This window comes from Tomitella gaofuii (genome assembly GCF_014126825.1).
GTDB classification, from domain to species: domain Bacteria; phylum Actinomycetota; class Actinomycetes; order Mycobacteriales; family Mycobacteriaceae; genus Tomitella; species Tomitella gaofuii.
Genome location: NZ_CP059900.1, coordinates 4101431 through 4127656 on the forward strand (window position 1 = coordinate 4101431; position 26226 = coordinate 4127656).

Sequence of the window (26226 nt, forward strand, 5' to 3'; positions counted from 1 at the left end):
CAAAGCCCCGTCCCCTCGCCGAGTGAGGCGCTCTTCGGTGCTCGACCTGCGGTGGAGCACCGAAAAACGCCCCACTCGACGCCAGAAGCCAGAACTATCCAGCCGCCGCGTACCCGCCCCGCCGGTGCTGCACCGCCACCACGACGAGCCCCACCACCAGCCACAGCGCGCCCACCACCTGCGCGACCCCGTTGGCCTCCACGAGCACGACCACGAGGACCGCGGAGCCCACCACCGGCGCGATCAGGTGCGATGCCGTGCGGCGCGGGCCGCCGAGGCGCCGCACCCAGTAGTAGCCGATCACCGACGCGTGCAGCAGAAGGAACGCGCACAGGGCGCCGACGCTCACCACCGAGACGAGGATGTCGAGCCCGTCGTCCTCCGACGCCGCCCACACTGCGATGACCACGTTGAACGCCGCCGCGATGAGCACCCCCACGGCCGGCACCCCGGTGTGCCCGTCGACCTTCGCCAGGAACCCCGGCAGCCGCTTGGCGCGCCCCATGTCCATGAGGATCCGCGACGCCGCCGCCTGGCCGACCATTGCGGAGAACGCCGCACCCGCCGCCTTCGACACCGCCAGGGCCGTGGACAGCCATTCGGCCATCCTGTCACCGACGAGCCGGTAGTAGGCGTCGCCCTGCAGGTCCGGGTTGGCCGCGAGGTACTGCGGCGTCTCGGTGGTGATCAGCGCGGCCACGTACGTCTGCGCCGCGAACAGCAGGCCGGCCGTCACCAGGCAGACGACGAGCGCGCGGGCCACCATGCGCGACGCGCCGATGGTCTCCTCGGCGAATGTCGCGATCGCGTCGAAGCCCAGGTAGGACAGCATCGCCACCGACACCGCCCCCAGCACGGCCGGCAGCGACAGCCCGCCCACGCCGGTGAGCGGGGAGAGCGGGTCGCGCACCGTGCCGTGCTCGGCGATGACCCGGACGCCGCCGGCGAGGACCATGGCCAGCACGACGCACTCGGCGGCGACGACCAGCGTGGCCACGCGTGCGGCGATCCGCACCCCGGCCAGGTTGAGCCCCGTCGTGAGCACCACGGCCATGGCCGTCCAGCCCCACGTGGGCACCGCCGGCAGGAACGAGTGCATCGCGATGCCGGTGAACAGGTAGGCCACCGACGGGATGAGCAGGTAGTCCAGCATCACCATCCAGCCGCCCATGAAGCCGGTCCGCGGCCCGATCCCGGCGCTCGCGTACGCGAACACCGACCCCGCACGCGGCACCCGACGCGACATCAGCGCGTACGAGTAGGCGGTGAACGCCATGGCCACCGTCGCCACCAGGTACACCAGAGGCACTGCGCCGTGGCTCTGCGCGTCGAGCGGGCCGAAGATGCTCACGGCCGCGGCGGGGCCGATGAACACCAGACCGTAGACGACCAGTTGGAAGAAGCTGATGCGCCGACGCAGCGTCGGCGCCTGCCCGTCCGGCGCGTCCCGGGGCGCCGGGCAGGGGTGTTCCGCGAGGCTGTCCTGGTCGGTCATGAGCGTGGGTCGATCCTTCCGGGGCCGGGCCCGCACCGGCCCGGAGAAAAGTGAGAGTGCGTACGCAGGGGTGAGACCCCGCGACAGGGCGGGGAACGAGGCGGGGCGAGCGACGCGCGGCCCGCGGGCGCCGGACGGTCAGGCCGGCGGCTGGTGCAGGCGCGTCGGGGTCAGGCCGGACAGAGCGCGGAGGCGGAGCGGCACTGGTCGATGTGGCGGCGGCACACCAGCGCGACGCAGCAGTGTCCGCGACCCATCCCGCTGCCTCCGTCCGCACTGTGATCGACGGGCGCCGACATGCGCGCCCCGGATACGCGCGGCGCGCTCACGGCCGTCCGCGTACGCGTCTCAGGATACGCACCGCGGGCGCGCGTCCGTCACTCGGCGCGGGCCGTCCTGCGCGCCACGTCGGGCTCCGTCGACGGCCCGGGTTCCCAGTGCGCGATCCACGGGCCCGTGCCCTCGCTCTGGTCGAGGATGCCGGCTTCGAGCCAGGTGTAGCGGTCGTCCAGGACCTTGTGCGCGAGCGCCCGGTCGGATGCGTCGGTGTTGTGCCACAGCGCGTGCTGCAGACTCTCCACCCGCCCCGCGGCCTGGCGGCAGAAGGCGTCGGCCAGCTCGTGGGCGCCCTCCCCCTGCACCGGGTCGTCCTGCCGCTGCGCCTCGGCCCGCACGCACGCCGCGGACATGGCGAACAGCTCGGCGCCGGTGTCGACGACCCGCCCCAGGAACGCCTGCCGATTCTCCATGCCCGCCTGCCAGCGCGCCATCCCGTAGAAGGTGTTGCGGGCGAGCTTGCGGGCCGCGCGTTCGACGAAACGCAGGTGTCCGGCCAGGTCGCCGAACTCGGCGTAGCCGCCGGGCACGTCGCCGCGGCCTGCCACGAGCGTGGGCAGCCACCGGGCGTAGAACTCGCTCGCCCCGGCCGCCGCCTTGGCCTTGTCCTGCAGGCCGGATTTCGGGTCGGCCAGCGCGCCGGCCGCCGTCAGGTGCGCGTCCACCGCCTCGCGCGCGATGAGCAGGCGCATGATCTCGCTGGAACCCTCGAAGATGCGGTTGATGCGCAGGTCGCGCACGAGCTGCTCGACGGGCACCGCGCGCTCGCCGCGGTCGCGCAGCGACGCCGCCGTCTCGTATCCGCGCCCGCCCCGGATCTGCAGGAGCAGGTCCGCCAACTCGCAGGCCTGCTCGCTGGACCAGAGCTTGCCCAGCGCCGCCTCGATGCGGATGTCGTTGCGCCCCTCGTCGGCCATCTGACCGGACAGCTCCACCACCGCCTCGAGGGCGTAGGTGGTGGCGGCGATGCGGGCGATCATCGTCGCCACGGCCTCGTGCTCGCCCACCGGCTTGCCCCATTGCACGCGCTCGCGCGACCATTCGCGGGCGATCTTCAGGCACCACTTGCCGCTGCCGGCCGCCATGGCCGGGATGGCCAAACGGCCCGCATTGAGGGTGGTGAGCGCGATCTTGAGCCCGTCGCCCTCGCGCCCGATGAGGTTCTCGCGCGGCACCCGCACCTTGTGCAGCCGGGTGACGCCGTTCTCGATTCCGCGCAGGCCCATGAACCGGTTGCGCCGCTCGACGGTGATCCCCTCCGACGCCGCCTCGACGACGAACGCCGACACCCCGCCCCGATGGTGTTCCCCGGACGCGTCGTCCCACTTCGGCACCCGCGCCATCACCACGAGCAGGTCGGCGATCACCCCGTTCGTGGTCCACAGCTTGACGCCGTCGAGCTCGTAGGCCGCGCCGTCGTCGACAGGTGTGGCCGTGGAAGCCAGCCGCGCCGGATCGGAGCCGACATCCGGCTCGGTGAGCAGGAATGCCGACACCTCACCGCGGGCGCAGCGGGGCAGGTACTCGTCCTTCTGTGCGTCGCTGCCGGCGAGCTTGAGCGGCTCGGGCACGCCGATGGACTGGTGCGCGGACAGCAGCGCGCCGATACTCGGGTGCACCGAGGCCACCATGGTCAGCACCCGGTTGTAGGCCACCTGGGACAACCCCATGCCGCCGTGGGCGCGGTCGATCTTGAGCCCGAACGCGCCGGCGTCCGCCAGCATGCGCACGTATTCGTCGGGTATCTGCGCCTCGGCCTCGATGCGCTGGCCGTCCAGCTTCTCGCACACCCCGCGTAGCCTCCGCAGGTACTCGTCTGTGCGGGCGATGTCCTCCGCGGGCGGACGCGGGAACGGGTGCACCAGCTCCAGCGGGAACCGGCCCAGGAACATCTCCTTGGCGAACGAGGGCTTGTCCCAGCCGCTCTCGCGCGCCTGCTCGGCGACCTCGCGCGCCTCCTCCGCGGTGACCGCGGGCCGGCCGTCGCCGGTCGCCGCCTCTCCGGTGTCCCCCGCCGCGCGTGCCGTGGTTTCACTCATGGTCAGCCTCCTCGCGTGGATGCCTCAACCCCTGTCTACCCCTTCGCCGCAGGGTGTATGCGCGATTGCGGCCGCCACACCGCCGCCAGCGCCAGGGTGACCACCGCGAGCCCCACCATCACCGGCACCATCACGCCCCAGTGCTCCTGCGTGGCGCCGGGCCCGAAGACCACGCCGATCACCGCCGTCGCCGAGATCGCGCCCAGGTACCGCGAGGTCTGCAGGATGCCGGCGGCCACTCCGCTGTCCTCGGGCCGCGCCGAGGCGTACATGCCCTGGTTGGCGGCGATGCTCACGATGCAGTACGGAACACCTGTGAGCGCCAGGAGCACCGCGACGACGGCCGCCGCGATGGACAGCGTGAGCAGCCACAGCAGCCCCGCCGCCGCCACCAGCGCCGCCGACCCGACGAGCATCACGGTCCGCACTCCCCACCGGTCGATCGCGCGCGCAGCGAACGGGGTGCCCACCACGGAGACGGCGGCCAGCGGCAGCATGAGCAGGCCGACGATCTCGGGGTCGTAGCCGCCGGACTGCTGCAGGAGCTCGGGCAGCCCGTAGAACGCGCAGTAGTACACCCCGTTGAACACCGCGAAAGCCGCGTACACGAGGATCAGGGGCCGGTTGCGGCCGAGCATCCGCAGGTCCAGGAACGGTGTGGGGCATCGCAGCTCGCACCACCCGAACGCCGCCATCGACACCACTGCACCGGCCCCCAGCCACCACGTGGCCCCGGGGATCGCGCCGAGCACCGCGGTGAGCGCGCACACCAGCATGGCCGTGAACAGCGCGATACCCGGCACATCGGATTCGATGACGATCGCGCGCAACGGCTTGCGCTCGCGCGGCGGATCGGCGGGCGTCAGCCACAGCACACCGGCGGCCGCCGCCAGCCCCAGCGGCACGTTGACGAAGAACAGGGCGGGCCAGCCGAACAGGCCCACCAGCACGCCGCCGAGCACCGGCCCCACCGCCGCGCCCGCCGTGTTGGCCATCTGGATCATCCCCAGCGGCCGGGTCGAGCTCACCTGCGCCCGAGCCGTCAGCGCGCCCACCATGGCCACGGCGCTGGGGTAGGCGGTGGCCGTGCCGAGCGCCATGAACACCCGCGCCACGCACACCAGCGCGAAGCTCGGCGCGAACGTCGCCAGCGCGCAGGTGACCACCACCAGCACCATGCCCACGGTGAACAGGCGCTTGGCCCCGAAGCGGTCGGCGAAGCGCCCCATCACCGGCTGCATCGCCGCCGAGCACAGGTAGAACGAGGTGATCACCCAGGTGACGGTGGCGATGTCGAGGGCGAAGTGCCGCTGGAAGTCGACGAGCGCCACCGCGATCATCGACGAGTTGAGCGGATTGAGCACCGTACCGAGGCACAGCGCGGCGACGCTGGGGCCGAGGCGCCGCGGGCCCGGACTGCTCTTCCCGGGGATGCCGGAACCCTTCCGACGGGATGTGTTCACGATCGCCCCAGCATAGGTCCACGAGCGTCGCGCACCCCCCCGCGCCGCACCCGCGTCCCCGAACCGCCCGCGCACTGCTCCCGGCTCTGCGACGCTGGTGATCGGGAGGGCACGCTCGCAACTCGGAGGCGCGGATGCGGATCGCACTGTTCATCGCCTGTTTCAACGACGTGATGTACCCGAGGACGGGCAAGGCGATGGTGCGCCTGCTGCGCCGCCTGGGCCACGAGGTGGTCTTCCCCCGTGGGCAGACGTGCTGCGGGCAGATGCACTTCAACACCGGCTACCAGGACGATTGCATCCCGCTGGCCGAGCATTTCTGCGACGTGTTCGACGACTACGACGTGGTGCTCGCCGCGTCGGGCTCATGCGCGTCGATGGTCAAGGAGTATTACCCGACGCTGGCCGACCGGGCGGGCTCGCAGCGCCTGCACCGCCGTGTCGATGCGGTGGGAGCCCGGCTCTACGAGCTGTCCGAGCTGCTGGTGGACGTGCTCGGCGTGACCGACACCGGCTCGTACTTCCCGCACCGCGTCACCTACCACCCCACCTGCCACACCCTGCGCATGCTGCGGATCGGGGACAGGCCGACGTTGCTGCTGCGCAATGTCGAGGGCATCGAGCTGGCGGAGCTGCCGGAGGCCGACGAGTGCTGCGGGTTCGGCGGCACGTTCGCGATCAAGAACGCCGACACGTCCACGGCGATGGGGTCGGACAAGGTGGCCAACGCGATGCGGACCGGCGCGGAGGTGATCACCGCGGCCGACAACTCCTGCCTCATGCACATCGGCGGGATGATGTCGCGCGGCCGGTCGCCGATGCGGCCCCTGCACTATGCCGAGATCCTCGCCTCCACCCGCGCGGACCCGCTGGGCACCGGCGGCCCGGTGCGCGCGGTGGACCGGCCGACACGGGAGTTCGCGCCGTGAGCCCCAGGACCGCCGCAGAACCGCCCGCCGCCGGCCGGGGCGCACGCCGCCGCATCGCCGCCGCCGGGGCCGTCGTGCCCCCGCAGCGCGAGCACTTGGGCATGCCGCCGTTCCCCGAGGCCGCCGCGCACGCGCTGCGCGATTCTCAGCAGCGCCACAACCTGCACAAGGCCACGCGCACCATCCGGGCCAAGCGCGACGCGCTCGTCGCCGAGCGTGACGACTGGGAGCAGCTGCGCCTGTCCGCCGAGGCGATCAAGAACCGCACGCTCGCCCATTTGGACGAGTACCTGCTGCAGTTCGAGGAGGCCGCCACCGCCGCCGGTGCCACCGTGCACTGGGCGCCGGAGGCGGAGAGCGCCAACCGGATCGTCGCCGGCCTGGCCATCGACGCGGGCGCCGACGAGGTGGTCAAGGCCAAGTCGATGACCACCGAGGAGATCGGCCTGGACCGGGCCCTCGCCGCGGCCGGCGTGGACGCGTTCGAGACCGACCTGGCGGCGCTGATCGTGCAGCTCGCGGGCGACGTCCCCTCGCACATCGTCGTGCCCGCCATCCACCGCAACCGCGCGGAGATCCGGCAGATCTTCGAGCAGAACATGGGCGCGTTCGGCAGGCCCGCCCCGGACGGGATGACCGACGACCCCGCATCGCTGGCCGCGGCCGCCCGCGCCCATCTGCGCGAGAAGTTCCTGCGGTCCGACGTCGCCGTGACGGGCGCGAACTTCGCCGTCGCCGAGACCGGCACGCTCATGCTCGTCGAGTCCGAGGGCAACGGGCGCATGTGCGTGACCATGCCGAAGACGCTCATCAGCGTCGTGGGGATCGAGAAGATCATCCCCACCTGGCGCGACACCGAGGTGTTCCTGCAGCTGCTGGCCCGCTCCGCCACCGGCGAGCGGATGAATCCCTACACCTCGACGTGGACGGGGGTGCACCGCGCCGGCAGCGGATCCGGGGCGTCCGTCATCGACGGCCCCGAACAGGTGCACATCGTGCTGCTCGACGAGGGCCGCACCGACGTCCTCGCAGATCCCGCGGGGCGCTCAGCGCTGCGCTGCATCCGGTGCGCCGCCTGCCTGAACGTGTGCCCGGTGTATTCGCGGACGGGCGGGCACGCCTACGGGTCGGTGTATCCGGGGCCCATCGGGGCGGTGCTCACCCCGCAGTTGCGCGGGCTGCGCAGCGAGCAGGACCGCAACCTGCCGTACGCGTCGTCGCTGTGCGGGGCGTGTTTCGACGCTTGCCCCGTGCGCATTCCCATCCCGCATCTGCTCACACACTTGCGGGCCGAGGTGGTCGACGACGAGCCGGCGTTCCCGCCGTCGCCGGAGCGCGTGGCGATGAAGGCCGCGTCCGCGATGTTCGGCCGCCCCGCCGCGATGGGGCTCGGCGAGCGCCTGGCGGGCTTGGCGCACAAGGTGATCCGCGGCGGGCCCGACGCCACGGTCCCGTCCGTGCCCGGCCTCGCCGGTTGGTTCGGCTCCCGCGACGTGGCCGTGCCGCCGGCGGAGAGCTTCAGCAACTGGTGGTCCCGCACCGACGGCGGCACACGCGAGAGCGGAGACGGCCGATGAACGCCGACGGCCAGGCTCTCGACGGGCGGGCTCTCGACGGGCGGGCCGTGATCCTGGGCCGCATCCGGCGGGCGCTGGGCCCGGACCGCGACGCCCCGCCCGTCCCCCGTGATTACGCGCCGGCGTCGCTCGAGGTCGGCACCCCGGAGCTCATCGCCCTGTTCGCCGAGCGGATGGAGGGCGCGCACGCGACGGTCCGCCGCGTGCACGACGCCGAGGTGGCCGCCGCGGTCGCCGACATCGCCGGGCGACGCGGTCTGCGCCGCATCATCACGCCGCCCGGACTCGACCGGCGGTGGCGGCCGGAGGCGGGCGCCGAGTGGCTCGCCGACGACCCGCCGCTGACCACCGGGCAGGTCGAGGGGGCCGACGCCGTGCTCACCGCCGCGACGGTCGCAGCCGCCGACTCGGGCACGCTGGTGCTCGACGGCGGCCCCGGCCAGGGCCGGCGGGTGCTGTCGCTGCTGCCCGACGCGATGATCGTCGTGCTGCGCGCCGGGCAGGTGGTGGCCGACTTCCCGGCCGCCGTCGCGCGCATGGACCCCGCCCGGCCGCTCACCGTCGTCTCCGGGCCGTCCGCCACCGTGGACATCGAGCTGAGCCGGGTCGACGGCGTGCACGGGCCGCGCGAACTCGACGTCGTCATCATCGAGGACGCGGCGGCGGAACCTCCGCTGGCGGGCGGGCGCGGTTAGCGCACCGCTCAGCGGCCGCGGGTGAGCCTCGTCGTCATCGTGTAGTCCTTCGACGGTCCGGCCACGTCCCAGCGCACGGTCCAGCCTTCCGGCCCGGCCAGTGCGATCCGCCCGCTGTAGAGGTCCGCCCCGCACAGGTGCTGCACCTGCTCCCCGGTCGTCCACGGGTGGAAGTCGTGCCCGTCCTCGAAGACGACGAACCAGCCGTCGCCGCGCGGCTCTACGAACATCGTGCGCGTCACCGGCAGGTCCTGCGCGCCCAGGTGCAGGGTGCCGTCCTCCTGCCAGCGCACCCGCTCGCCGTCGATGCTGAGCGTGATGCTCCCGTCCACCGTCTTGGTGTCGCCAGCGATGCGGTCGTCGATGGTGCGGGCGAAATCCCAGCGCCCCAGGAGCGAGCGCGGGTCCGATACCTCGCCGCCGTGTCGGTCCACGCGGCCCAGTCTAGGCAGCCCGGGCCGCGCGTGGTCCGCCGTGCCGGACATCACCATGACGGACAACGGACGGCCGACGCCGGCGGGCCGGGCGGTGGCAGAATCGGCAGGAACGCCCGCAGCAACCGCGCACTGCCCCGCGCACACCCGCGCGCCCCGAGGAGAGCATCCGCATGGCAGACCATTCCCCGCTCACGCTCGCCCCGCACGACACCGTGATCACCCCCGACGGCATCGCCCTGGGCGCATGGTGCCGCGGCGAGGGACCCGCCGTGCTGCTCATCGGCGGGCTCGGCATGCCGTCGATGGTGTGGGAGATCTGCGGCCTCGCGCCGGCGCTGGTCGACGCCGGCTTCCGCGTCATCCGCTACAACGCCCGCGGCCTGGCCCCGTCGATGGCCCCGCCCGCGCCGTACTCGATGGACGACATGATGGTGGACGCGGTCGCCGTGCTCGACCACTACGGCGTCGACCACGCCATCGTCGTCGGCTACTCGATGGGCTGCTACACCACGCAGATGCTGCTGCGCTCGCACCCCGGGCGCGTCTCGGCGGCCGTGCTGTTCGCCGGCCTCCAGCCCACCCCCGTCGGCGAGATCGTCGGCGAGATGGAACTGGGGTTGATCGACAAGTACGGGGAGGTCCCCCGCGAGGTGCTCGTGTTCGAGCAGCTCATGACCACGCTGCACCCCAGCCTGTTGCAGGAGCCGGCGGCCGTCGGCGGCTGGCGCGACGTGTTGGCGCACGGCGACGGCGGCTGGGCGGATCCGGAGGGGTTCCGCGGCCAGCTCACCGCCTCGCAGCAGTGGATCACCTCCCGCGAACCCAAGCCGGAGCATCTCGCGCAGATCCAGGTGCCCACGCTGGTGCTGGCGTTCGAGTTCGACCTGTTCTTCCCGCCCGGCCAGTGCGCGGCCACGGCCAGCCTGATCCCGGGCGCGAAGTTCGTGCAGATCGACGGCGCCGGCCATGGCGGGCTGTTCACCGGGCCGGGCGACAGCGCCAAGCGGATCACCAAGTTCTGCACCGCCCACCGCGACGATGCCGACGGGCACCATGCGGGCTGACCCGCGCCGTCACGTCGGCAGCGGCCGGCCGTCCCACTCGTTCTCGTACATGAACGCCTCGGGCACGTTGACGCGGTAACGCACTGCCTGGGCCAGGATGTTGCCCACCGCCAACGGCACGCCGAACGCCGGGCCCAGGTCGTCGCGCTGGGTGATCACTTCGTCGGTGCGCCGGAAATCGCGCAGGAAGCCGCGCAGCGTGTTGCCCTCGAGCGACGACTTGCGCCAGCCGTACATGGCCATGCCCGGCCCGAGCATCTTCGCCACCCCGGGCCGCGGCCTGATCACCTCGTCGTTCTCGCCGAGGAAGGCGCGGTCCACGCGGTCCTCCGGCTCGAAGAGCATCACCCCGCTGGTGGCACGCGGGTTGCATTCGATGGTGAACAGCCCGCGCTCGGGGTTGTCGATGAAGTCGAAACCCACCTGGCCGGTGAAGTTGAGCTCCTTCACCCGCTGGCGGATCCACTCGGCGATGCCCTCGTGTTCCACCTGCTCATAGCTCAGGCAGGAATGGCCGTCGATCGCGTAGTGCACCGGGTAGAGCGCGTCGGCGTACACCTTGCCGTTGTGGCAGATCGAGTACGAGCAGTACTTGTCGCCGCTGAGCCACTCCTGCGCGATCCACGGGTTGGCCGGGTTGAAGCTGAGATCGCGCGGCTTGGCGTCCGGGTGGACCTTGTGGATGTCCTGCGCACCCCGGGAAAACACCTGCTTGAGCGCGAAGGTGAAGTCGAAATCGAGCGCGTCGAGGTCCTCCTGGCTGCGCACCAGCGCATAGCGCAGCGTGGGCACGCCGATCGAATCCAGCAGCTGCTGGTACTCGTACTTGTTGTGCATCGAGTGTTCGAGCTCGAAGTCCGACAGCAGCAGACGGCACGAATCCGGGAACAAGTCGGGGTAGCGCATGATCACCTGGGCGAGGATGTCCGTCTCCTCGTGCACCGTGACGAGCAAGTCGATCTTCTGCTCGCGCACGATCCCCGCGATCGCGAACGCCCACTCGAGCGGCTCGTACTTGGGCCGCGGCGTGCGGTGCATCCTGGCCACGCGGTTGGAAAAACGACTCACCGCGAACGGCACCGCGTCCGCCACGTGCACCGTGTGCCCCGCCGAGCCGAGAAGCCGGGCGATGGACAGCGACAGGAACGAGCGGCCGAAGGTGACCAGTACACGCTTCGGCGTCTCCGCCGACATGGCGGACGCTGCGGCGCTGGCACGGTCGGATGCGGACATTAGACCTCCGGTCTCTCGGGGGTGCCGGCAGTCCCCTGCATGCGGCGGACTTCCACTGTGTTCCACGGGCGGACTGCGGCCGTCGTCCTCTTCGGACTCCGACTCTGCCACAGCGCGCCCCCTCGCCGACGGAGCCACCCTCCGCCCACGATATCCGGTAGTCCGTGCGCTTTGCGCGCTTCGCGGGTCCCCGGCGCAATCGTGTTCCCGCCTCGCCGCCGACTATGTCAACTAGCTCAGGATCAGCGTGTTCCGTACAATTCGCTCCCAGCCCGAAAGTCTGCGCGACGGGGTGCCGGCGGGGACCGCGCGGTGGTGCGGAGACGGATGGCGCGCGGGGTCGGCAGGCACGGGTGCAGCAGGCGCGGACCGCCCCGGTCCGACCCGGCCGCGCGACGTGATCCGGGTGACCATCTTGCCCGGAATGTACGGACCTCACCGGATGTTGACACATAGGGTATGCGGGTGGAGACACCCGGCTAGACCGCACGAAGTACGACTGCACGCACGACCACACTGACGCACGACGAAGAGCGGCCGGCAACAGCCTCCGCGCGGGAACCGGATCCGGGGAACCCGCCGGGGCCGCGGCGGATGACACGGGATCGGAGGTTGCCTGTTGTTCCTGATCGGCGTGTTCTTCGCCAGCGGCGCGGCAGTGGCATACGGCGTGTCCACCGTGCTGCGCGCGCTGGGGGCGCGTTCCGCGGCGATCGAGGAGCGCAAGACCAAGACCCCGGGCACGGTCACCGAACACGACGGCCCCACCCTGACGTCCACCGTGGACACCTTCCGCAGCAGGGAGTTCGTGCTCGGCACCATCTTCCTCCTGGTCGGCTTCGCGGGGGGCGCGATCGCCGCGCGGTTCCTCCCGCTGTTCCTGTCGCAGACGATCGTGTCCGCCAACCTCATCGTCACGGCCCTGCTCGGCGCGGTGATGCTGGAGAACAAGCTGCACACGCGCGACTGGGTCGCGATGATCACCGTCATCGCGTCGCTGCTCATGCTCGCGCTGTCGGCCGATCACCACGCCGGCGGCGGCGAGCAGCGCAGCTTCCACTGGTACCTGTTCCTCGCCACGGCGATCCTCAGCGTCATCGGCTGCCTCGCCGCCTACAAGCTGGGCAGCCGCGGCGCCATCCTGGACGGGGCGCTGGCGGGTGTCATGTTCGGCATCATCGCCGTCGGCGTGCGCGTGCTCGACGGCGTGAACCCGTTCGATCCGCTGCGCATCCTCATGGACCCGGCCGCGTGGACCATCGCGCTGGCCGGCGTCGTCGGCTTCTACGTGCAGACGGTGGCGCTGCAGGTGGGCCACGTCAACGGGGTCACCGCCGTGCTCGTCGTGGGGGAGACCGCCGCGCCCGGCATCATCGGCGTCGTCTTCCTCAACGACGACGCGAAGCCCGGCATGGCGATCGTCGCCTTCATCGGATTCATCGGCGCCGTCGTGGGCGCGGTGCTGGTGGCGCTGTACAGCTCCACCGAGGCCGACCATCTGGGCGAGCTCGAGCCGCCCTCCGGCGGCTGGAGCCTGCGGGGCCGCTTCACCAAGCGGCGCAGGCTGGCCGAGTTCGCGCAGGCGATCACCGGCGACATCCCGATCCTGCGCCGGTTCGAGGCACAGCGCCCGGCCGCGCCGCCGCCCGCCGCGGCCGAGTCGGCCGACCCTGCACCCGACGCGTCAGGCGCGCCGGGTGCTGCGACCGACGACGCGCAGCCGGAGACCGGCACGGCCGACGGCCGGACGGACGCACCGCCCGATACCGACGCGTCCCAGTCGGACAGCGGCCCCGACGCCGACAAGCCCGCCGAACCCCATCGCAGTTCGCGTCACTGAGCTCGGCGGTCGGGCGCGGACCGCCTGCCGGGAGGTCGCGCAGTACGCTGAACGGGCAGGCCTTTCGGTTCGACGGCCCGCCGCAACGGCCGAGCAGGCGCGAAGTCCGCCGACCTGCCATCCGCCGACCCGCCATCCGCCGAATGGCCCTCCACCTGCGGGTGCACCGCAAACCCGCGTGCCAAGCGCCGCTCGACCTTCATCGCCCCCGGGCCGAACTCCGGGAACACCACGGGCAGGTAGGCGCAATAAATGCCGTGCGGATCGCCGCGCAGCACCGCCTCGTGCTGGCGCATCGCGCGCGACACCAGCGCGTTCTGCGCCGCCAGTGCGCCGGCCCGCCGCACGCGGCGCGCCTTCACCTGCCGGTCGATGACCCACATCGCGAACCAGCACACCGCGATGACGCCCACCGCGATCGCAATGGCCACGATGTACTTGATGATGAGGCTGATGACGGCCAACACCAGGACGACGAGGACCCAGCCCCCGCCGGAACCGCTCGAGCCGCGCCTGCTCATCGCCGGACCTCCGATCCCTGCGCTCGCCCCTTATTCAGCACAGTGATAGCACCTGGGTCCGACAACTCCACCTGGCCTGCGGCTACCCCCAGGTCGCCCGCACACGGAGGGCGCGCGCCAGGTGGTCGCCCTGCTCGATCACGAGCCTGCGCAGGGCACCCGGCGCGTCCGGATGCGCGGCGAGCCACCCGTCCACGGCGTCCGTCGACTCGCCCGCCGGGAACAGGCCCAGCACGATGCGGCGCGCGATCTCGATGCTGCGCCCGCGCCACACCCCCGTCAGACCCGCGAAGTAGGCGTCGTCGTACTCCGCGAGGAGGTCCCGGCGGCGGCCCGCACGGAATCCGGCGATGAGCGCGTCGACCTGGTCGTTGGTGAGCGTGACGTCGTCGAGGATCCGCCGGCGCGCGTCCCGCTTCACCCCCGCGTCGGGTCGCGCCGCCAGGGCGCGCAGGTGGGCGGTGCGGCCGCTGGCCGTATCGTCCGCGGCGAGCTCCGCGCCCAGCTCGGCGGCCCCCGCGTGTCCGGTCGCGGCCAGCGCCGTCCACAGCGACCAGCGCAGATCCTGGTCCAGGCGCAGGCCCGCCGGAACCGGGCCGGAGCCGTCGAGCAGCGCGCGGATCCCGGGAGCCCGGCCGTCGGCCACGGACGCCGCGCCCGCGAGTGCGCGCGCCCACGGGAGCCCGCCGCCGGCCTGCACCGCCGACCAGGCCGTCTCCAGCCATGCGGCGCGGCGGTGCGCGCGGTCGGCCGCGGGCACGTACCGGTTCACCGCGTCGTCCGCGTTGGCCAGGGCCGAGGCGAGCAGCGCGGTGTTCGTCTCACCCCGGGCGTGCCGCGCAACGACGGCCAGGTAGCGCGCGGGGTCCAGATCGCCGTCGCGCACCGCGTTCCACAGCGCCGACCAGATCTGGCCGCGTGCAAGCGGGTCGGCGACCCGGCTGAGCCCGGCCTCGACGGTGGCCAGCGACTGCGCGTCGAGGCGGGTCTTGGCGTAGGTGAGATCGTCGTCGTTGAGCACGATCAGCGGGGCCGCCGCGAGCCGGACGGGCGCATTCTGCGGCGTACCGGACAACTCGACGTCCGCCCGCCCGACGCACACGAGCGCGTCTCCGTCGTACTCGTACCGGCCGGCGCCGAAGCGGTGCGGGCGGGTATCGGACTGCGCCGCCACCGTTTCCCCACCGGGTTCGTCCTGCTCGAGGGTGAGCGTGGCGACCCCGGTCGTCTGCAGCCAGGCCCGCGCCCACGCGTCCAGGTCACGGCCGGACGCGGCGGACAGCTCCGCCAGCAGGTCGGTCAGCGTCGTATTGCCGTACTCGTGCGCCCGGAAGTAGCGGCGCGCACCGTCGAGGAACGCCTCGCGGCCCACGTAGGCGACGAGCTGCTTGAGCACCGCGGCGCCTTTGGCGTAGGTGATGCCGTCGAAGTTGAGCTTCGCAGCCTCCAGGTCGACGATGTCGGCGACGATGGGATGCGTGGTGGGCAGCTGGTCCTGCCGATACGCCCACGCCTTGCGCCGTTCCGCGAACGCCACCCACGCCTCGGTGAACTCCGTGGCCTCCGCGCACGCGAGCGTGCCCATGTAGTCGGCGAACGACTCCTTGAGCCACAGATCGTCCCACCAGCGCATGGTCACCAGATCGCCGAACCACATGTGCGCCATCTCGTGCAGGATCGTCGTCGCCCGCGCCTCGTACTGTGCGCGGGTGGCGTCCCCGCGGAAGACGTACTTCTCGGTGAAGGTGACGCAGCCGGGATTCTCCATGGCGCCCAGGTTGTATTCGGGCACGAACACCTGGTCGTACTTGCCCCACGGGTACGGATAGTCGAACGCGTCGTGGAAAAAATCGAGCCCTTGGCGCGTCACCGCGAGGATCGCGTCGGCGTCCAGGTGCTCGGCCAGCGACCGTCGGCACAGCACGCCCAGCGGCACGGTGAGGGTTCCCCCGTCGGGTCCCGCGCTGGGCCTGCTCCACTCGCCGGATACGCGGTGGTACGGGCCTGCGACGACCGCGGTGATGTAGGTGGGGATCGGCAGGGTGGGCGCGAACTCCACCCGCACCGCGCCCGGACCCGCGTGTTCCGCAGCGGCGGGCTCCGTCGTGGCCGCCTCCCGGTTGGAGATCACCTCCCACCCCTCGGGCGCGGTGATCTCGAAGACGAACGGCGCCTTCATGTCCGGCTGTTCGAAGCAGGCGAACACGCGGCGGCAGTCGGCCGGCTCGTACTGGGTGTACAGGTACGTTGCGCCGTCGGCGGGGTCGACGAACCGGTGCAACCCCTCGCCGGAGCGGCTGTAGCGGCCGGTCGCCTCGACGCGCACCGAGCTGCGCCCGTGCAGATTCCGCAGCGCGATGCGCGCCCCGTCGTACTCCACCGGCACCGCGGCGCCGTCGATCCGCACCGCCTCGACCGACGCACCGAGGAAATCCAGCCACGTATCCCCGTCCGCCTCCAGCTCCACGGTGACCGCGGTGGGGAACCCGTCGACGGCCGCATCCGGTGCGCCGGTGACGTCGAGCTCGACGCGGTAGCCGTGCACGGTGACCTGTGCGGACCGGGCCGCCGTCTCGTCGCGGGTCAGATTGGCCGTGGTCGGTTCGCTCATGGGCCCGATCCTGCCATCCCACGGGGAGCGGGCGGGCGCGTCACCGGGGCGCGTCCAGGACCACACCGAAGTCGTCGAAAAGAGAGTCTTCGACAAGATCACGCGACCACCCCGGACGGCCGAGTTCGCAGGTCTCGAGAATCTCGATCACCGGGGCACATTCTCGTTCGACCAGCAGCAACGACCGTTCCTCGAAACCATTGCGGCATGAGTATCGAACACCATGAGCACCAGGGGTCCCCACGAGAATATCGGTACAGATGACGCGGCTGTTGCGATACTCGCGCCATGTGCAGGCGACCAACGAAGCATCCTGGTTCACCGCGACCAGACCCACCTGCGTGTCCAGCACGGCGACCGCCACGTCTTCGCTCGACACCATTCGTGTCAACGAGAGCTCCGACAGCGCTGCCGCCGAAAGAATTCCAGAGGGTGGGATGTCGGTCGAACGGAGGATGCCTTCTGCGACCACTGCACCGACCGTCAGGCCCACATACAAGTACCCGCCGAGCGAGCCTCCTCCTGGGCACACGCACTCGTCATGGACCGGGTCGAAGCGCCCTTGCCTGGGGATCCGCTCTTCTCGCAGGTCGATTGCGGACGCATCGACCAGGGGCGCGACATTTGTCGAGTTGAAGCAATTCGCAGGATGGATGCTGTCGGTGCGGTGGACACGCCACAGTTCGGTCCCTTCGACGACGGTATCAGTGATGGCGGGTGCCCAGTTGTATGCCCGCACCCGGTCACATACCTCGGCGTGCGTTGTCGAGGACGTTGTCGATCGCGACTCTTGTGAGATTCCCGGCTTCCAGGTCCTCAAGCGGGCTGCGATCGTCGAGCACCGCTGTCGGCGTGAGCCACCAGCTCGCGGCGCCATACGGATCGTTTGCGACGTCGAGGCTCCGATTGGCATGCACGACCAACGAACGGACCTGATGCCGTGCGCGGTCGAACTGGAAGTCCGGATAGCGGAAGTCCGGCCGCTTCCCCACCGGGAGTCCGATCAGTTCACCTGCCTTCCGCCGCTTCTGTGCCACGCTCCGGGCTGGCGCGCTGGTCGGCGCGAGGATGCAGGAGACCGCCTTCGAGTCGAGGACGTCGAACGCCCGGAAGATCGACTCGCGCCCTTCCTCCCGGACCTCCTCGCGCTGGTCCGCATTGTGGCTGGTGACCGTGCCGATGAGGTCCCGCGCGAGTTCGAGTCGCTGCCGTTCGGACAGCGTGGCCACTCCGAGGTCCACGAAGACGGAAACCAGATCGTGGGGTCGTCCGGCAGCGCGTCGCGTGTTGATCTGCTGAATGCGGCCCGCCGTCGTGATGGCGTCTTCACGCAGCGCAAATCCCGACTCCACAAGGGCGTCAGCAAACTTCTGAAGCGCTTCGACTCCCACTCCGTCATCAACAATTTCCTGTGCAGCACCCCCTGTGGGAACAGGCTGTGTCGCCATGCCACACTCCCATCAGGTACGAAATTGAACTAACGTACCTATCGTACCTCAGAAGATCGTCCCTGTTGCAGTGACGATGGGAACAGTTGGAGCAGCAGTAGCGGACTTCCCCGGGCCACATGTCGGATACGGTGGCGCGATGCGGACCCTCCAGGGCACCTCCGCCGTTGCCGCGGTGTGCTCCGTGCTGATGTGGGGCTTCCTGCTGGTGCAGCCCGTCTTGCCCGTGAGCGCATTCGTGGCCGTCGATGCCGGATTCGCCGTCTTCGTCGGGGGCATGCTCGTCGGGCTTCTCGCCGCGTTCGTCGGCCTCGTCGCCAGCGCTTCGCTGGGCCCGCGCCCCGCGTGGCGGCTCCGGATCCTGGCCGGGGGTCACGCACTGACGCTCATCCTGACCGGTGTCGTCGTCCTGTGGGCGTTCGTGTTCCCGCGGTCCGGATGGGAGCTGCTGGCGCTTCCGGGCGGCGTCATGATCGGCCAGCTGCCCGCGGTCTGCATCCTCGCGGCGGGCCTGTGGTCGCGCCGGGCCGGGGTGCCGCGTGGCCAGGACCGGCCGATCGGGTGATCCCCGGCCGACGGTCTACCCGAACATCCCCAGCGCCTGCTCCATCAGACCGAAGACGTAGTTCTGCTCGATGACCCCGATCGGCTCGTCGGACGCCATCTGGAACACCAGTACATGCGACGCGCCGTCGGCGCCGGTGACCAGCCAGCTTCCGGCGAGCTTGCCGGGCGTGCTGCCGCCCTTGTAGGCGACGTACCGCAGCCCGTCGACGTTCTGCACGCCCGGGTTCTCGGCGAGGATGCCGCGGATCGGCGCGGCCGCATCGTCACCGGCGGCCAATCGCTGCAGCGCCACGTGCGCGCGGCACACGTCCTGCGCGGAGGCGAACCACCCGATGTCGCGCGGACTCAGCGGCGTGCGCATGAGCTGCTGCAGGTCCACGTCGTCGAGCGACCGGGTGTCCGCCTCAGCGAGCACCGCGCGGCGCTCCGCCTCGGCCGCGGCCGCGTCAGGCAGATCGGCGGCATCGGCCCACCGCTGCCGCAACGACGGATCCGGGCCCCACCCGATGATGAACATCTCGCGCGTCGTCGGGAACGGCGTCAGCGCCGCGGGGTGCCCGTCGCCCATCGAGCGCACGGCCGCCTCCACCCTGTCGCGGCCCACTGCGTGGATGAGCATGTCGGCCGCGGTGTTGTCGCTGATGGAGATCATCTTCTCGGCGGCCTCGCGCACCGTCACCGTCGACCCGGACGGCAGGTTCTGCAGCTCGCCGGACGGCAGGGACTTGACGTCGTCGGTGATCGTGAGCGTGTCGTCCCACCCGATCTCGCCGGCCTCCACCGCATCGCCCAGCGCACCGAGCACGTAGAGCTTGAAGATCGAGCCCAGCGGCATCACCTCGTCCGCGCCCGACGCGAACACGGCGCTGCACTGCGCGCCTGGGTCGGCGGCGTTGAGGTCCGCGTCGGCCGCGAGCATCGACACCCGTGCACCGACGGCGGCGACCGCGTCATCGACCTCTTCGAAGCCGGCGGGCTCCGGTACGTCCGGCAGCATCGTGATGCCGTCGATGAGGCCGACCGGGCCGACGTGCACCGTGAGCGTCGCCGGCACCCCGCGCACCGTCTCGAGGTGCGTCACCGCCGTGGGCCCCTCGTCCTCGATGCCCGTCACCGTGAAGGGGCCGCTGGCCTGCCAGGCGGTGAGCGCCGACGCCAACGACTGCGGATAGAGCTCCGCGGCGAGCGACGGCGCGGACATGGCCAGCACCTCGACCGGGTCGACGGGCGCATCGGAACCGATGATCTGCAGGACCCGACCGGCGCGGTCGCGCGCCGGCTGCCACTGCAGCGAGCCCTGCGCCGCGATCGACTCGGCGGGCGCGGCGGATGCCGGTGCCGGTGCCGCAGCGGCGGGCACCGCCATCCCCGTCGCCGCGAGCGCCACGGCCGTCACCGTCGCCGCCGCGCCTCTGACCGCAGTGTTCCTGACCGCCGAGCTTCTCCGAATGGACACGGATCGACACCCTATTGCACGGCGGTTCATCGCCCTCCCACGCCTTCCCGCTCCGCGTAGCATCGCCTGTGGGGTGGACACGGCACGGAGGTGGAGTGTGACGATCAGCGAACGCGCCTCGGCGGCGGCCGCCGAGCGGCCGACGGCGGTACGGAAATCCCTCGACGCGGACACCGGGATCGGCCGCGTCGTCCTCGACAACCCGTCCCAGCGCAACGCCCTGTCCACCGCGGTGATGCGCACGGTCGCCTCCGCCCTGCGCTCCTTCGCCGCCGACCCGCATGTGCGCGTCGTGGTGATCACCGCGACAGGGCCGGTGTTCTCCGCAGGCCACGACCTGTCCGAGATGATCGACCGCACCGTCGACGACGAGCGCATCGTCTTCGACGCCTGCACCGAGATGATGGAGACGATCCAGCGGATCCCGCAGCCGGTGATCGCGTCCGTCCCCGGTCCGGCCGTGGCCGCGGGCTGCCAGCTGGTGGCGGCGTGCGATCTGGCGGTGGCCTCGTCGACGGCGGTGTTCGGCACCCCCGGCGTGCGCATCGGGCTGTTCTGCTCCACCCCGATGGTCGCCGTGACACGCGCCGTGGGTCGCAAACGCGCCATGCAGATGCTGCTCACCGGCGAGACCATCGACGCGCACACCGCCGCCGACTGGGGGCTGATCAACGAGGTGGTCGGCCCCGACGAGCTCGACGCCCGCACGGAGGCGCTGGCGTCGACGATCTCCGCGTCCAGCCCGCTCACCCTGCGCATCGGCAAGGAGGCGTTCTACCGCCAGATCGACCTGCCCCAGCACGAGGCGTACGAACTGATGGGGGAGACTATGGCCACGAACGCGATCACCTGCGATGCGCAGGAGGGCATGAGCGCCTTCCTGGACAAGCGCACCCCGCAGTGGACCGGGCGCTGATCCGCCCGCACTGACCGCAACGCCCGCGTCGGCGCCGGGATCCGGTGCCCGCACCCCCGTCGAAAGGCTCTGACATGTGCTATCCCGCCCCGTGCGCACGCTGCGGAAAGACCACCTGGGACGGGTGCGGCGAGCACGCGCAGGAAGTCATGGCCACCATCCCCGAGCCGCGCCAGTGCACCTGCGGGCCCGACCGCACGCCGGCGTCGTAGGCCCCGGCGCCGGCCGGCCTGGGTGCGCCGTGCCGATCACGCAGAAACTGCACATTCCCGGGCCGGAACTGACACTTTCTACTGGGTCGGCGGGGCGCAGACTCCGTCTCACCCGGCCCGGGCCGTCAGCACCAGCGGCTCGCCTTCGGTGACGGCGATGGTGTGCTCGCTGTGGGCGGTGCGTGAGCCGTCGGCCGAGCGGATGGTCCACCCGTCCGGGTCGTACACGATCCCGTCGGTGCCGCGGGCGAACCAGGGCTCGAGCGCCAGAGTGAGCCCCGGCCGCAGCGCCATGCCGCGCCCGGCCCGCCCCCGGTTGGACACGTGCGGGTCCTCGTGCATGGTGCGGCCCAGCCCGTGCCCGCCGAACTCCGTGTTCACCGGGTAGCCGTACTCGTCGGCGACGGCGCCGATGGCCGCCGAGACGTCGCCGAGCCTGTTGCCGGCCTGTGCGGCGGCGATGCCGGCGGCGAGCGCAGTCTCGGTGGCTTCGATGAGCCGCCGGTCCTCGGCGCGGGGTGTTCCGACGATGACGCTGCGCGCCGAGTCCGCCACCCAGCCGCCTATCGAGACGGCGATGTCCATGCTGAGCAGGTCGCCGTCGCGCAGGGCGTAGTCGTGCGGCAGCCCGTGCAGCACGGCGTCGTTGACCGAGAGGCAGATGACGTTGCGGAACGGACCGCGGCCGAACGACGGGGCGTAGTCCCAGTAGCAGGACTGCGCGCCGCGTTCGGTGATCAGTGTGCGGGCACGGCGTTCCAGGTCCAGGAGGTTCACGCCCGCTTCCACGTGCGATTGCAGGTCGTCGAGCAGGCCCGCGATGAAGGAGCCGGTGACGCGCATCGACTCGATCTCGCGGGGCGTCTTCAGTTCCACCATGTGCATCCTCCTCAGCCACGCCATCAAAACGGTATATAAATACCAGCCTAGCCTTGCGTCGGTATTTTCATACCGGGGGGGGCGGTAGAATGTGCGCATGGTGCGATCCCCCCTGACCCCGGAGCAGCGGGCGGCCGGCAAGCGGCTGGGCGCCCGCCTGCGCGCAGCCCGCGGCGATCGCCGGCCGGATGAGGTGGCCCGTGCCGCGGCGATCTCACCGGAGACCCTCCGCAAGATCGAGACCGGCCGCCTGGCCACCCCGGCGTTCACGACCGTGGCCGCGCTCGCGTCGGTGCTGGGCATCCCGCTGGACGAGCTCGCCCGCATCGCCCTGCCGAACCTGGGCCTGCAGCGCACCGGGTGACCGGGGACATCGCGGTGCCGTGCCGCGCCGATCAAGCGGATAGTGCACGTTCGCGGGCCGGAATCGACCTTTTCTGCTTGGTCGGCGGTGCACGCCGCGCACCCCCACCGGAGCCCGGCCCGCCCGTCAGTCCTGCCGGTAGTACACGTGCGTCCCGGCCGGCGGCCGATCGGTGGACACGATGTCCTTGCCGAACGGGAAGCAGGTCACCGGGATCATCTTGATGTTGGCCAGCGCCAGGGGGATGCCGATGATCGTGATCGCCTGCACGAACGCGGTGGCGATGTGTCCGAGCGCCATCCACAGCCCGGCGATGACGAACCAGATCACGTTCATCACCAGCGAGGGCGACCCCGCCTCGGGCTTGTCCACCACCGTGCGCCCGAACGGCCACAGCGCGAACACGCCCATGCGGAATGCCGCGATGCCGAACGGGATGGTGATGATGAGGATGCACAGCACGATGCCGATCGCGAAGTAGCCGAGCGCCAGCCACAGCCCGCCGAACACCAGCCAGATCACGTTGAGCAGCAGGTTCATCGCACTCCCCTCCCGAGTGTCCGGGCGCGAGCCGACCCACGCGCCGCCTGGGCCCCATCATGCCCGAATCCGCGGTCCGGCCGTGCGCTTCCGGTCAGCGCAGCGGATCGAACGCCGCGATGTCCTCGGGGGTGCGGCCGGTGTCGATGGCCTCGGCGAGCAGCATGCCCGTCGCCGGCCCCAGCGTCATGCCCCACATGCCGTGGCCGCCGGCGACGAACACGCGCTGCGAGCCCGTCGCCCCGATGAGCGGCAACCCGTCGGCGGTGCAGGGGCGCGACCCCACCCACTCGTCCCGGCGGTCGTCGAGGTCCACGCCCGTGAGCAGGGGGCGCACCGAGTCGACGACGGCGGCGATCCGGCGCGGGTCCATGGGGGCGTCATGATGCCGGAACTCCATCATCCCGGCCACCCGCAGCCGATCTCCCAGCGGAGTGCAGGCGACCCGCGAGACCGGGAAGTACAGGGGCCCCGGCGGAGTCCTGTCCACCGGCACGCTGAAGCTGTAGCCGCGGCCGGCCCGCACCTGGGCGCGCACGCCGAAGCGGCCGGCCATCGCGTTGAGGTCCGCGCCGTCGGCGAGCACCACCGCGTCGGCTTCGAAATCGACCGCATCGCCGGCGGCCACCCCGGCCCCACCCGCACCAGCACCATCGACGGCTTCGCCGACCACCGCGGACCGCCGCCCCCGGTCCCGCACCGCGTCGATCCGGACCCCGCCGCGCACCGCGCCGCCCCGCGCAGTGACCGCGTCGGCGAGCGCGGCGACGAACTTCGGCGGATGCAGGTACCGCTGCCCCTGGAGCAGCAGCGTGGCCCGCACTGCGGAAGAGAGCATGGGTGCACGCCGCCGCGCCTCGTCGATGGGCAGCTCGTCCACCTGCACCGGCTGGCCAGCGTCGGTGATCTGCCGGGCCTCGTCCACCATCGACTGCGTCTGGGAGGGGTCGGTGTATCCGACGATGAACGGGTCGGCCTCGTGCAGGCAGCCGGCCATCGCCTCGTCGTCGCGCACCATCTTGTCGAACGCCTCGAGGGCATGGCGGTTGATGCGCACCAGCGATTCCATGGCCCTGCGCCATCTGCGGGGCGTGCTGTTGCGCGCGAACCGCGCGAGGAACCCCACCAGTCCCGGGTCGAGCGCGGCCGACGGCGGCACGTACACCGGCGACGACGGGCGCAGCAGCTGCCGGAGACCGTAGGCGAGGACGGCGGGCTCGGGCAGCGGGGTGCTGAGCGCGGGCGTGATCCACCCGGCATTGCCCCACGACGAGCCCGCAGCGGGCCCGTTCTCGTCGAACACCGTCACCTCGATGCCCCGTTCCTGCAGGTGCCACGCGGTGGACAGGCCCACCATCCCCGCACCGACCACGGCGACACTGCGCAATTCACCGTTCCGGACCGTCATCGCCCGCTCCTTCCGACGTGCGGCGCCCCTCCCCCGATCATGGCCCTTCGGCCGCCGGCCCGGCCACCCTCGGTGGAATGCCCCGCCGCCGGGGCGAGGGAGTCCCGGTCAACCGTCAGCGTTCAGCCTTCTATGAGCAGTTGGATCGAGCGGCCGTAGTACCGCACGATCTCGCCGTCGGATGCCGCGGCCAGCCCGGGATCCTCCACCACGTGCATCGACGTCATGAGCCCGGTGAGCTGCGCGGCCATGAGCCGGGCGCGCAGGTCCGCGTCGGCGCCGGCGAGCCTGCCTGCCACCAGGCCGACGAACATCTCCTCCACCGTCTCGGCCAGGTGCGCGCGCACGGTCGGCCGGTCGGAGGCGCGCAGCAGCGCGGCGAAGACGCCCGCCGAGTAGGACCGCTCCCCGTCCGCCCCGCCGGGCCGCGTCCGTTCCAGGACGAAGTCGACGGCCCGCTCGCCCAGCCCGTCCAGCGGGCCCGCCATCAGGTCGGCGAAGTCCACCGACATCGTCATGGTCCGCAGAAACAGCTTCTCCTTGGAGCCGAAGTAGCGGATGACCAGCGCGGGGTCCACGCCCGCCTCGCCCGCGATCTCGCGCACGCCGGTCGCGGTGAACCCCTTCTCGCTGAACAGCCGCGCCGCGGCCTGCTGCACCGCGTCGCGATGATGCCGGGGCCCCACCGCCGTGCCGTCGGACTCCTCGCCGCTGCCCATCGGGCTCATTCCCACCTCCGTGTCGTGCCGTCGCCGTCGTCCCGCCCCCCAGTCAACTCTGCGCACACCGGCACCGCACAGCGTGCGATGCACCCCCGCATGGTCAACATTGTTGAATAATCGTACCGGCTCGAAATCGGATGACGTCGACTAGTTTCATGGCCATGACATCACGGGGCCCGGAGGCGACGGACGGGGAACTGCAGACGGTGCACCGCGAGGTCGTCGTCATCGGGGGAGGATTCGCCGGGCTCGCGCTCGCCGAACGCCTGGGCCGGGAGGGCGTCGAAGTCCTGCTCATCGACCGCAACAACTACCACCAGTTCAAGCCGCTCAACTACCAGGTGGCCACGTCCCAGCTCGGCATCAGCGAGGTCGGCTATCCGCTGCGCGGGATCTTCCGGCGGCACGACTCGGTGAAGGTCGCCGTGGGCGAGGTGGTGGCGGTCGATCCGGAAGCCCGGTCGGTCACCCTCGCCGACGGCACCGTGTGCACCTCCCGCATCCTGGTGCTGGGGGTGGGCGTGGACGCGAACTTCTTCGGCGTCCCGGGCGCCGAGGAGCACTGCTATCCGATGTACACGCTCGAGGACGCGGAGCGGCTCAGCCGGCGCCTCATCGGCGAGCTCGACCGCGTCGACTCGCCCCTGGGCATCACCTCCGACATCGACGTCGTGATCGTGGGCGGCGGCCCGACGGGCGTCGAGCTGGCCGGCGCCATCGCCGAGAACCTCCGGGTGGTGATCGCCCCGCGCTATGACGGCGGGATCGCCGGCAAGGTGACGGTGCACCTGGTCGACCACGGCGACGCGCTGCTCAAACCGTTCTCCGACGCGTCCCACTCCTATGCACGGCGCGAGCTGGAGCAGTTGGGCGTGCAATTGCACTTCGGCACCTCGGTGACGAGCGTGTCGGCCGACGGCGTGGAACTCGGCGACGGCAGCCGCATCGGCTCGGGCACCGTGGTGTGGGCCGGCGGGCAGCGTCCGCCGAGCCTCATCGCCGATTCGTCCCTGCCCCTGGGGCACGGCGGGCGCATCAGTGTCGACGACGACCTGACGGTGCCCGGGCACGAGGGCGTCTACGCGCTGGGCGACATCGCGCTGATCCCCGACACCCACGGCCGCGGCGGCAAGACCGCGTCGCTACCGCAGCTGGGCTCGGTGGCACAGCAGTCGGGCCGACATGCCGCCCGCAACATCCTGGCGGACCTGGCGGGACGCGACCGCTCCCCATTCAAGTACCGCGACAAGGGGATCATGGCGATGATCGGCCGCGGCGCGGCGGTGGCGGAGCTCGGGCGGGGCCGCCGGCAGATCCAGGGGCACGTCGCGTTCCTCGCCTGGCTGGGTGTGCACGTGATGCTGCTGCCCAGCGCGTGGCAGCGGGTGGCCGCAGTGAGCTCGTGGGTCACCGACTACGGCACGTCGCTGCGGCCGCGGCGCGTCAACGTGGGCTGAGGGCCGCAGCCGCTCGC

Annotated in this window: 23 protein-coding genes; 9 read left to right on the top strand and 14 right to left on the bottom strand. The window is 71.5% G+C overall.

The window, feature by feature from the left end; all coding sequences use genetic code 11:
* Positions 1 to 94 precede the first annotated feature (94 nt).
* The 3 genes from H4F70_RS18955 to H4F70_RS18965 all read right to left on the bottom strand — a co-directional run bounded on the left by H4F70_RS18955 (position 95) and on the right by H4F70_RS18965 (position 5333).
* A complete protein-coding gene (locus H4F70_RS18955) occupies positions 95 to 1495 on the bottom strand; it encodes an APC family permease (protein ID WP_182358351.1) in 1401 nt (466 codons plus the stop codon).
* Between the two features lie 377 nt (positions 1496 to 1872).
* Entirely contained in the window at positions 1873 to 3870 is a 1998-nt protein-coding gene (locus H4F70_RS18960) for an acyl-CoA dehydrogenase family protein (RefSeq protein WP_182358352.1), read from the bottom strand.
* 35 nt (positions 3871 to 3905) lie between these two features.
* A complete protein-coding gene (locus tag H4F70_RS18965; protein WP_220471736.1) occupies positions 3906 to 5333 on the bottom strand; it encodes an MFS transporter in 1428 nt (475 codons plus the stop codon).
* A gap of 134 nt (positions 5334 to 5467) precedes the next feature.
* Between H4F70_RS18965 and H4F70_RS18970 the strand changes: the two genes are divergently transcribed.
* From H4F70_RS18970 to H4F70_RS18980, 3 genes are all read left to right on the top strand, one after another.
* Positions 5468 to 6262 (top strand): (Fe-S)-binding protein, encoded by a 795-nt coding sequence (locus H4F70_RS18970; RefSeq protein WP_182358353.1) that lies wholly within the window; start codon positions 5468 to 5470, stop codon positions 6260 to 6262.
* A gap of 101 nt (positions 6263 to 6363) precedes the next feature.
* Entirely contained in the window at positions 6364 to 7839 is a 1476-nt protein-coding gene (locus H4F70_RS18975) for a lactate utilization protein B (protein ID WP_182360534.1), read from the top strand.
* Complete coding sequence (locus H4F70_RS18980) at positions 7836 to 8534, top strand: LutC/YkgG family protein (protein ID WP_182358354.1); 699 nt, start codon at positions 7836 to 7838, stop codon at positions 8532 to 8534. Before H4F70_RS18975 ends, H4F70_RS18980 begins: the two co-directional genes overlap by 4 nt.
* A gap of 8 nt (positions 8535 to 8542) precedes the next feature.
* On the opposite strand, the gene H4F70_RS18985 is transcribed toward H4F70_RS18980, so the two are convergent.
* Positions 8543 to 8968, bottom strand: a complete 426-nt coding sequence (locus H4F70_RS18985) for a DUF6314 family protein (RefSeq protein ID WP_182358355.1) — start codon at positions 8966 to 8968, stop codon at positions 8543 to 8545.
* A 173-nt stretch (positions 8969 to 9141) separates the two neighbouring features.
* On the opposite strand from H4F70_RS18985, the gene H4F70_RS18990 reads away from it, so the two are divergent.
* The gene (locus H4F70_RS18990; protein ID WP_182358356.1) at positions 9142 to 10035 is read left to right on the top strand and encodes an alpha/beta fold hydrolase; all 894 of its coding nucleotides are present in this window, start codon (positions 9142 to 9144) and stop codon (positions 10033 to 10035) included.
* Between the two features lie 9 nt (positions 10036 to 10044).
* Here the strand turns inward: H4F70_RS18990 and H4F70_RS18995 are convergent, their stop codons facing one another.
* A complete protein-coding gene (locus H4F70_RS18995) occupies positions 10045 to 11268 on the bottom strand; it encodes an ATP-grasp domain-containing protein (protein ID WP_235681218.1) in 1224 nt (407 codons plus the stop codon).
* 619 nt (positions 11269 to 11887) lie between these two features.
* Between H4F70_RS18995 and H4F70_RS19000 the strand changes: the two genes are divergently transcribed.
* Positions 11888 to 13108: a DMT family protein gene (locus H4F70_RS19000; protein WP_182358357.1), complete on the top strand. Its 1221-nt coding sequence runs from the start codon at positions 11888 to 11890 to the stop codon at positions 13106 to 13108.
* Here H4F70_RS19000 and H4F70_RS19005 read toward each other — a convergent pair.
* The 4 genes from H4F70_RS19005 to H4F70_RS19020 form a co-directional block, all read right to left on the bottom strand.
* Positions 13102 to 13629, bottom strand: a complete 528-nt coding sequence (locus tag H4F70_RS19005) for a hypothetical protein (RefSeq protein WP_182358358.1) — start codon at positions 13627 to 13629, stop codon at positions 13102 to 13104. The genes H4F70_RS19000 and H4F70_RS19005 overlap by 7 nt on opposite strands.
* Before the next feature lie 82 nt (positions 13630 to 13711).
* A complete protein-coding gene (gene pepN / locus H4F70_RS19010; protein WP_182358359.1) occupies positions 13712 to 16240 on the bottom strand; it encodes an aminopeptidase N in 2529 nt (842 codons plus the stop codon).
* Between the two features lie 40 nt (positions 16241 to 16280).
* Positions 16281 to 16979, bottom strand: a complete 699-nt coding sequence (locus tag H4F70_RS19015) for a hypothetical protein (protein ID WP_235681219.1) — start codon at positions 16977 to 16979, stop codon at positions 16281 to 16283.
* Between the two features lie 4 nt (positions 16980 to 16983).
* The gene (locus H4F70_RS19020) at positions 16984 to 17688 is read right to left on the bottom strand and encodes a hypothetical protein (protein ID WP_182358360.1); all 705 of its coding nucleotides are present in this window, start codon (positions 17686 to 17688) and stop codon (positions 16984 to 16986) included.
* 139 nt (positions 17689 to 17827) lie between these two features.
* On the opposite strand from H4F70_RS19020, the gene H4F70_RS19025 reads away from it, so the two are divergent.
* A complete protein-coding gene (locus tag H4F70_RS19025) occupies positions 17828 to 18253 on the top strand; it encodes a hypothetical protein (RefSeq protein WP_182358361.1) in 426 nt (141 codons plus the stop codon).
* Positions 18254 to 18268: 15 nt separating this feature from the next.
* Here the strand turns inward: H4F70_RS19025 and H4F70_RS19030 are convergent, their stop codons facing one another.
* Positions 18269 to 19651 (bottom strand): serine hydrolase, encoded by a 1383-nt coding sequence (locus H4F70_RS19030; protein ID WP_182358362.1) that lies wholly within the window; start codon positions 19649 to 19651, stop codon positions 18269 to 18271.
* A gap of 157 nt (positions 19652 to 19808) precedes the next feature.
* Here H4F70_RS19030 and H4F70_RS19035 point away from each other — a divergent pair, with 157 nt between their 5' ends.
* On the top strand, positions 19809 to 20627 hold the full coding sequence (locus tag H4F70_RS19035) for an enoyl-CoA hydratase (protein ID WP_235681220.1): 819 nt from the start codon (positions 19809 to 19811) through the stop codon (positions 20625 to 20627).
* A 320-nt stretch (positions 20628 to 20947) separates the two neighbouring features.
* Here the strand turns inward: H4F70_RS19035 and map are convergent, their stop codons facing one another.
* Positions 20948 to 21718, bottom strand: coding sequence for a type I methionyl aminopeptidase (gene map / locus H4F70_RS19040; RefSeq protein ID WP_182358364.1), 771 nt, complete (start codon positions 21716 to 21718; stop codon positions 20948 to 20950).
* 97 nt (positions 21719 to 21815) lie between these two features.
* Between map and H4F70_RS19045 the strand changes: the two genes are divergently transcribed.
* Positions 21816 to 22082 carry a helix-turn-helix domain-containing protein gene (locus tag H4F70_RS19045; protein WP_182346252.1) on the top strand — a complete coding sequence of 89 codons (267 nt, stop codon included), beginning with the start codon at positions 21816 to 21818 and terminating at the stop codon, positions 22080 to 22082.
* 126 nt (positions 22083 to 22208) lie between these two features.
* Here the strand turns inward: H4F70_RS19045 and H4F70_RS19050 are convergent, their stop codons facing one another.
* From H4F70_RS19050 to H4F70_RS19060, 3 genes are all read right to left on the bottom strand, one after another.
* Positions 22209 to 22622, bottom strand: coding sequence for a YccF domain-containing protein (locus tag H4F70_RS19050; RefSeq protein WP_182358365.1), 414 nt, complete (start codon positions 22620 to 22622; stop codon positions 22209 to 22211).
* A gap of 94 nt (positions 22623 to 22716) precedes the next feature.
* Positions 22717 to 24030 (bottom strand): NAD(P)/FAD-dependent oxidoreductase, encoded by a 1314-nt coding sequence (locus H4F70_RS19055; protein WP_182358366.1) that lies wholly within the window; start codon positions 24028 to 24030, stop codon positions 22717 to 22719.
* Between the two features lie 122 nt (positions 24031 to 24152).
* Entirely contained in the window at positions 24153 to 24758 is a 606-nt protein-coding gene (locus H4F70_RS19060) for a TetR/AcrR family transcriptional regulator (RefSeq protein WP_235681221.1), read from the bottom strand.
* Between the two features lie 155 nt (positions 24759 to 24913).
* Here H4F70_RS19060 and H4F70_RS19065 point away from each other — a divergent pair, with 155 nt between their 5' ends.
* On the top strand, positions 24914 to 26209 hold the full coding sequence (locus H4F70_RS19065) for an NAD(P)/FAD-dependent oxidoreductase (protein ID WP_182358367.1): 1296 nt from the start codon (positions 24914 to 24916) through the stop codon (positions 26207 to 26209).
* The last annotated feature ends 17 nt before the right edge of the window (positions 26210 to 26226 follow it).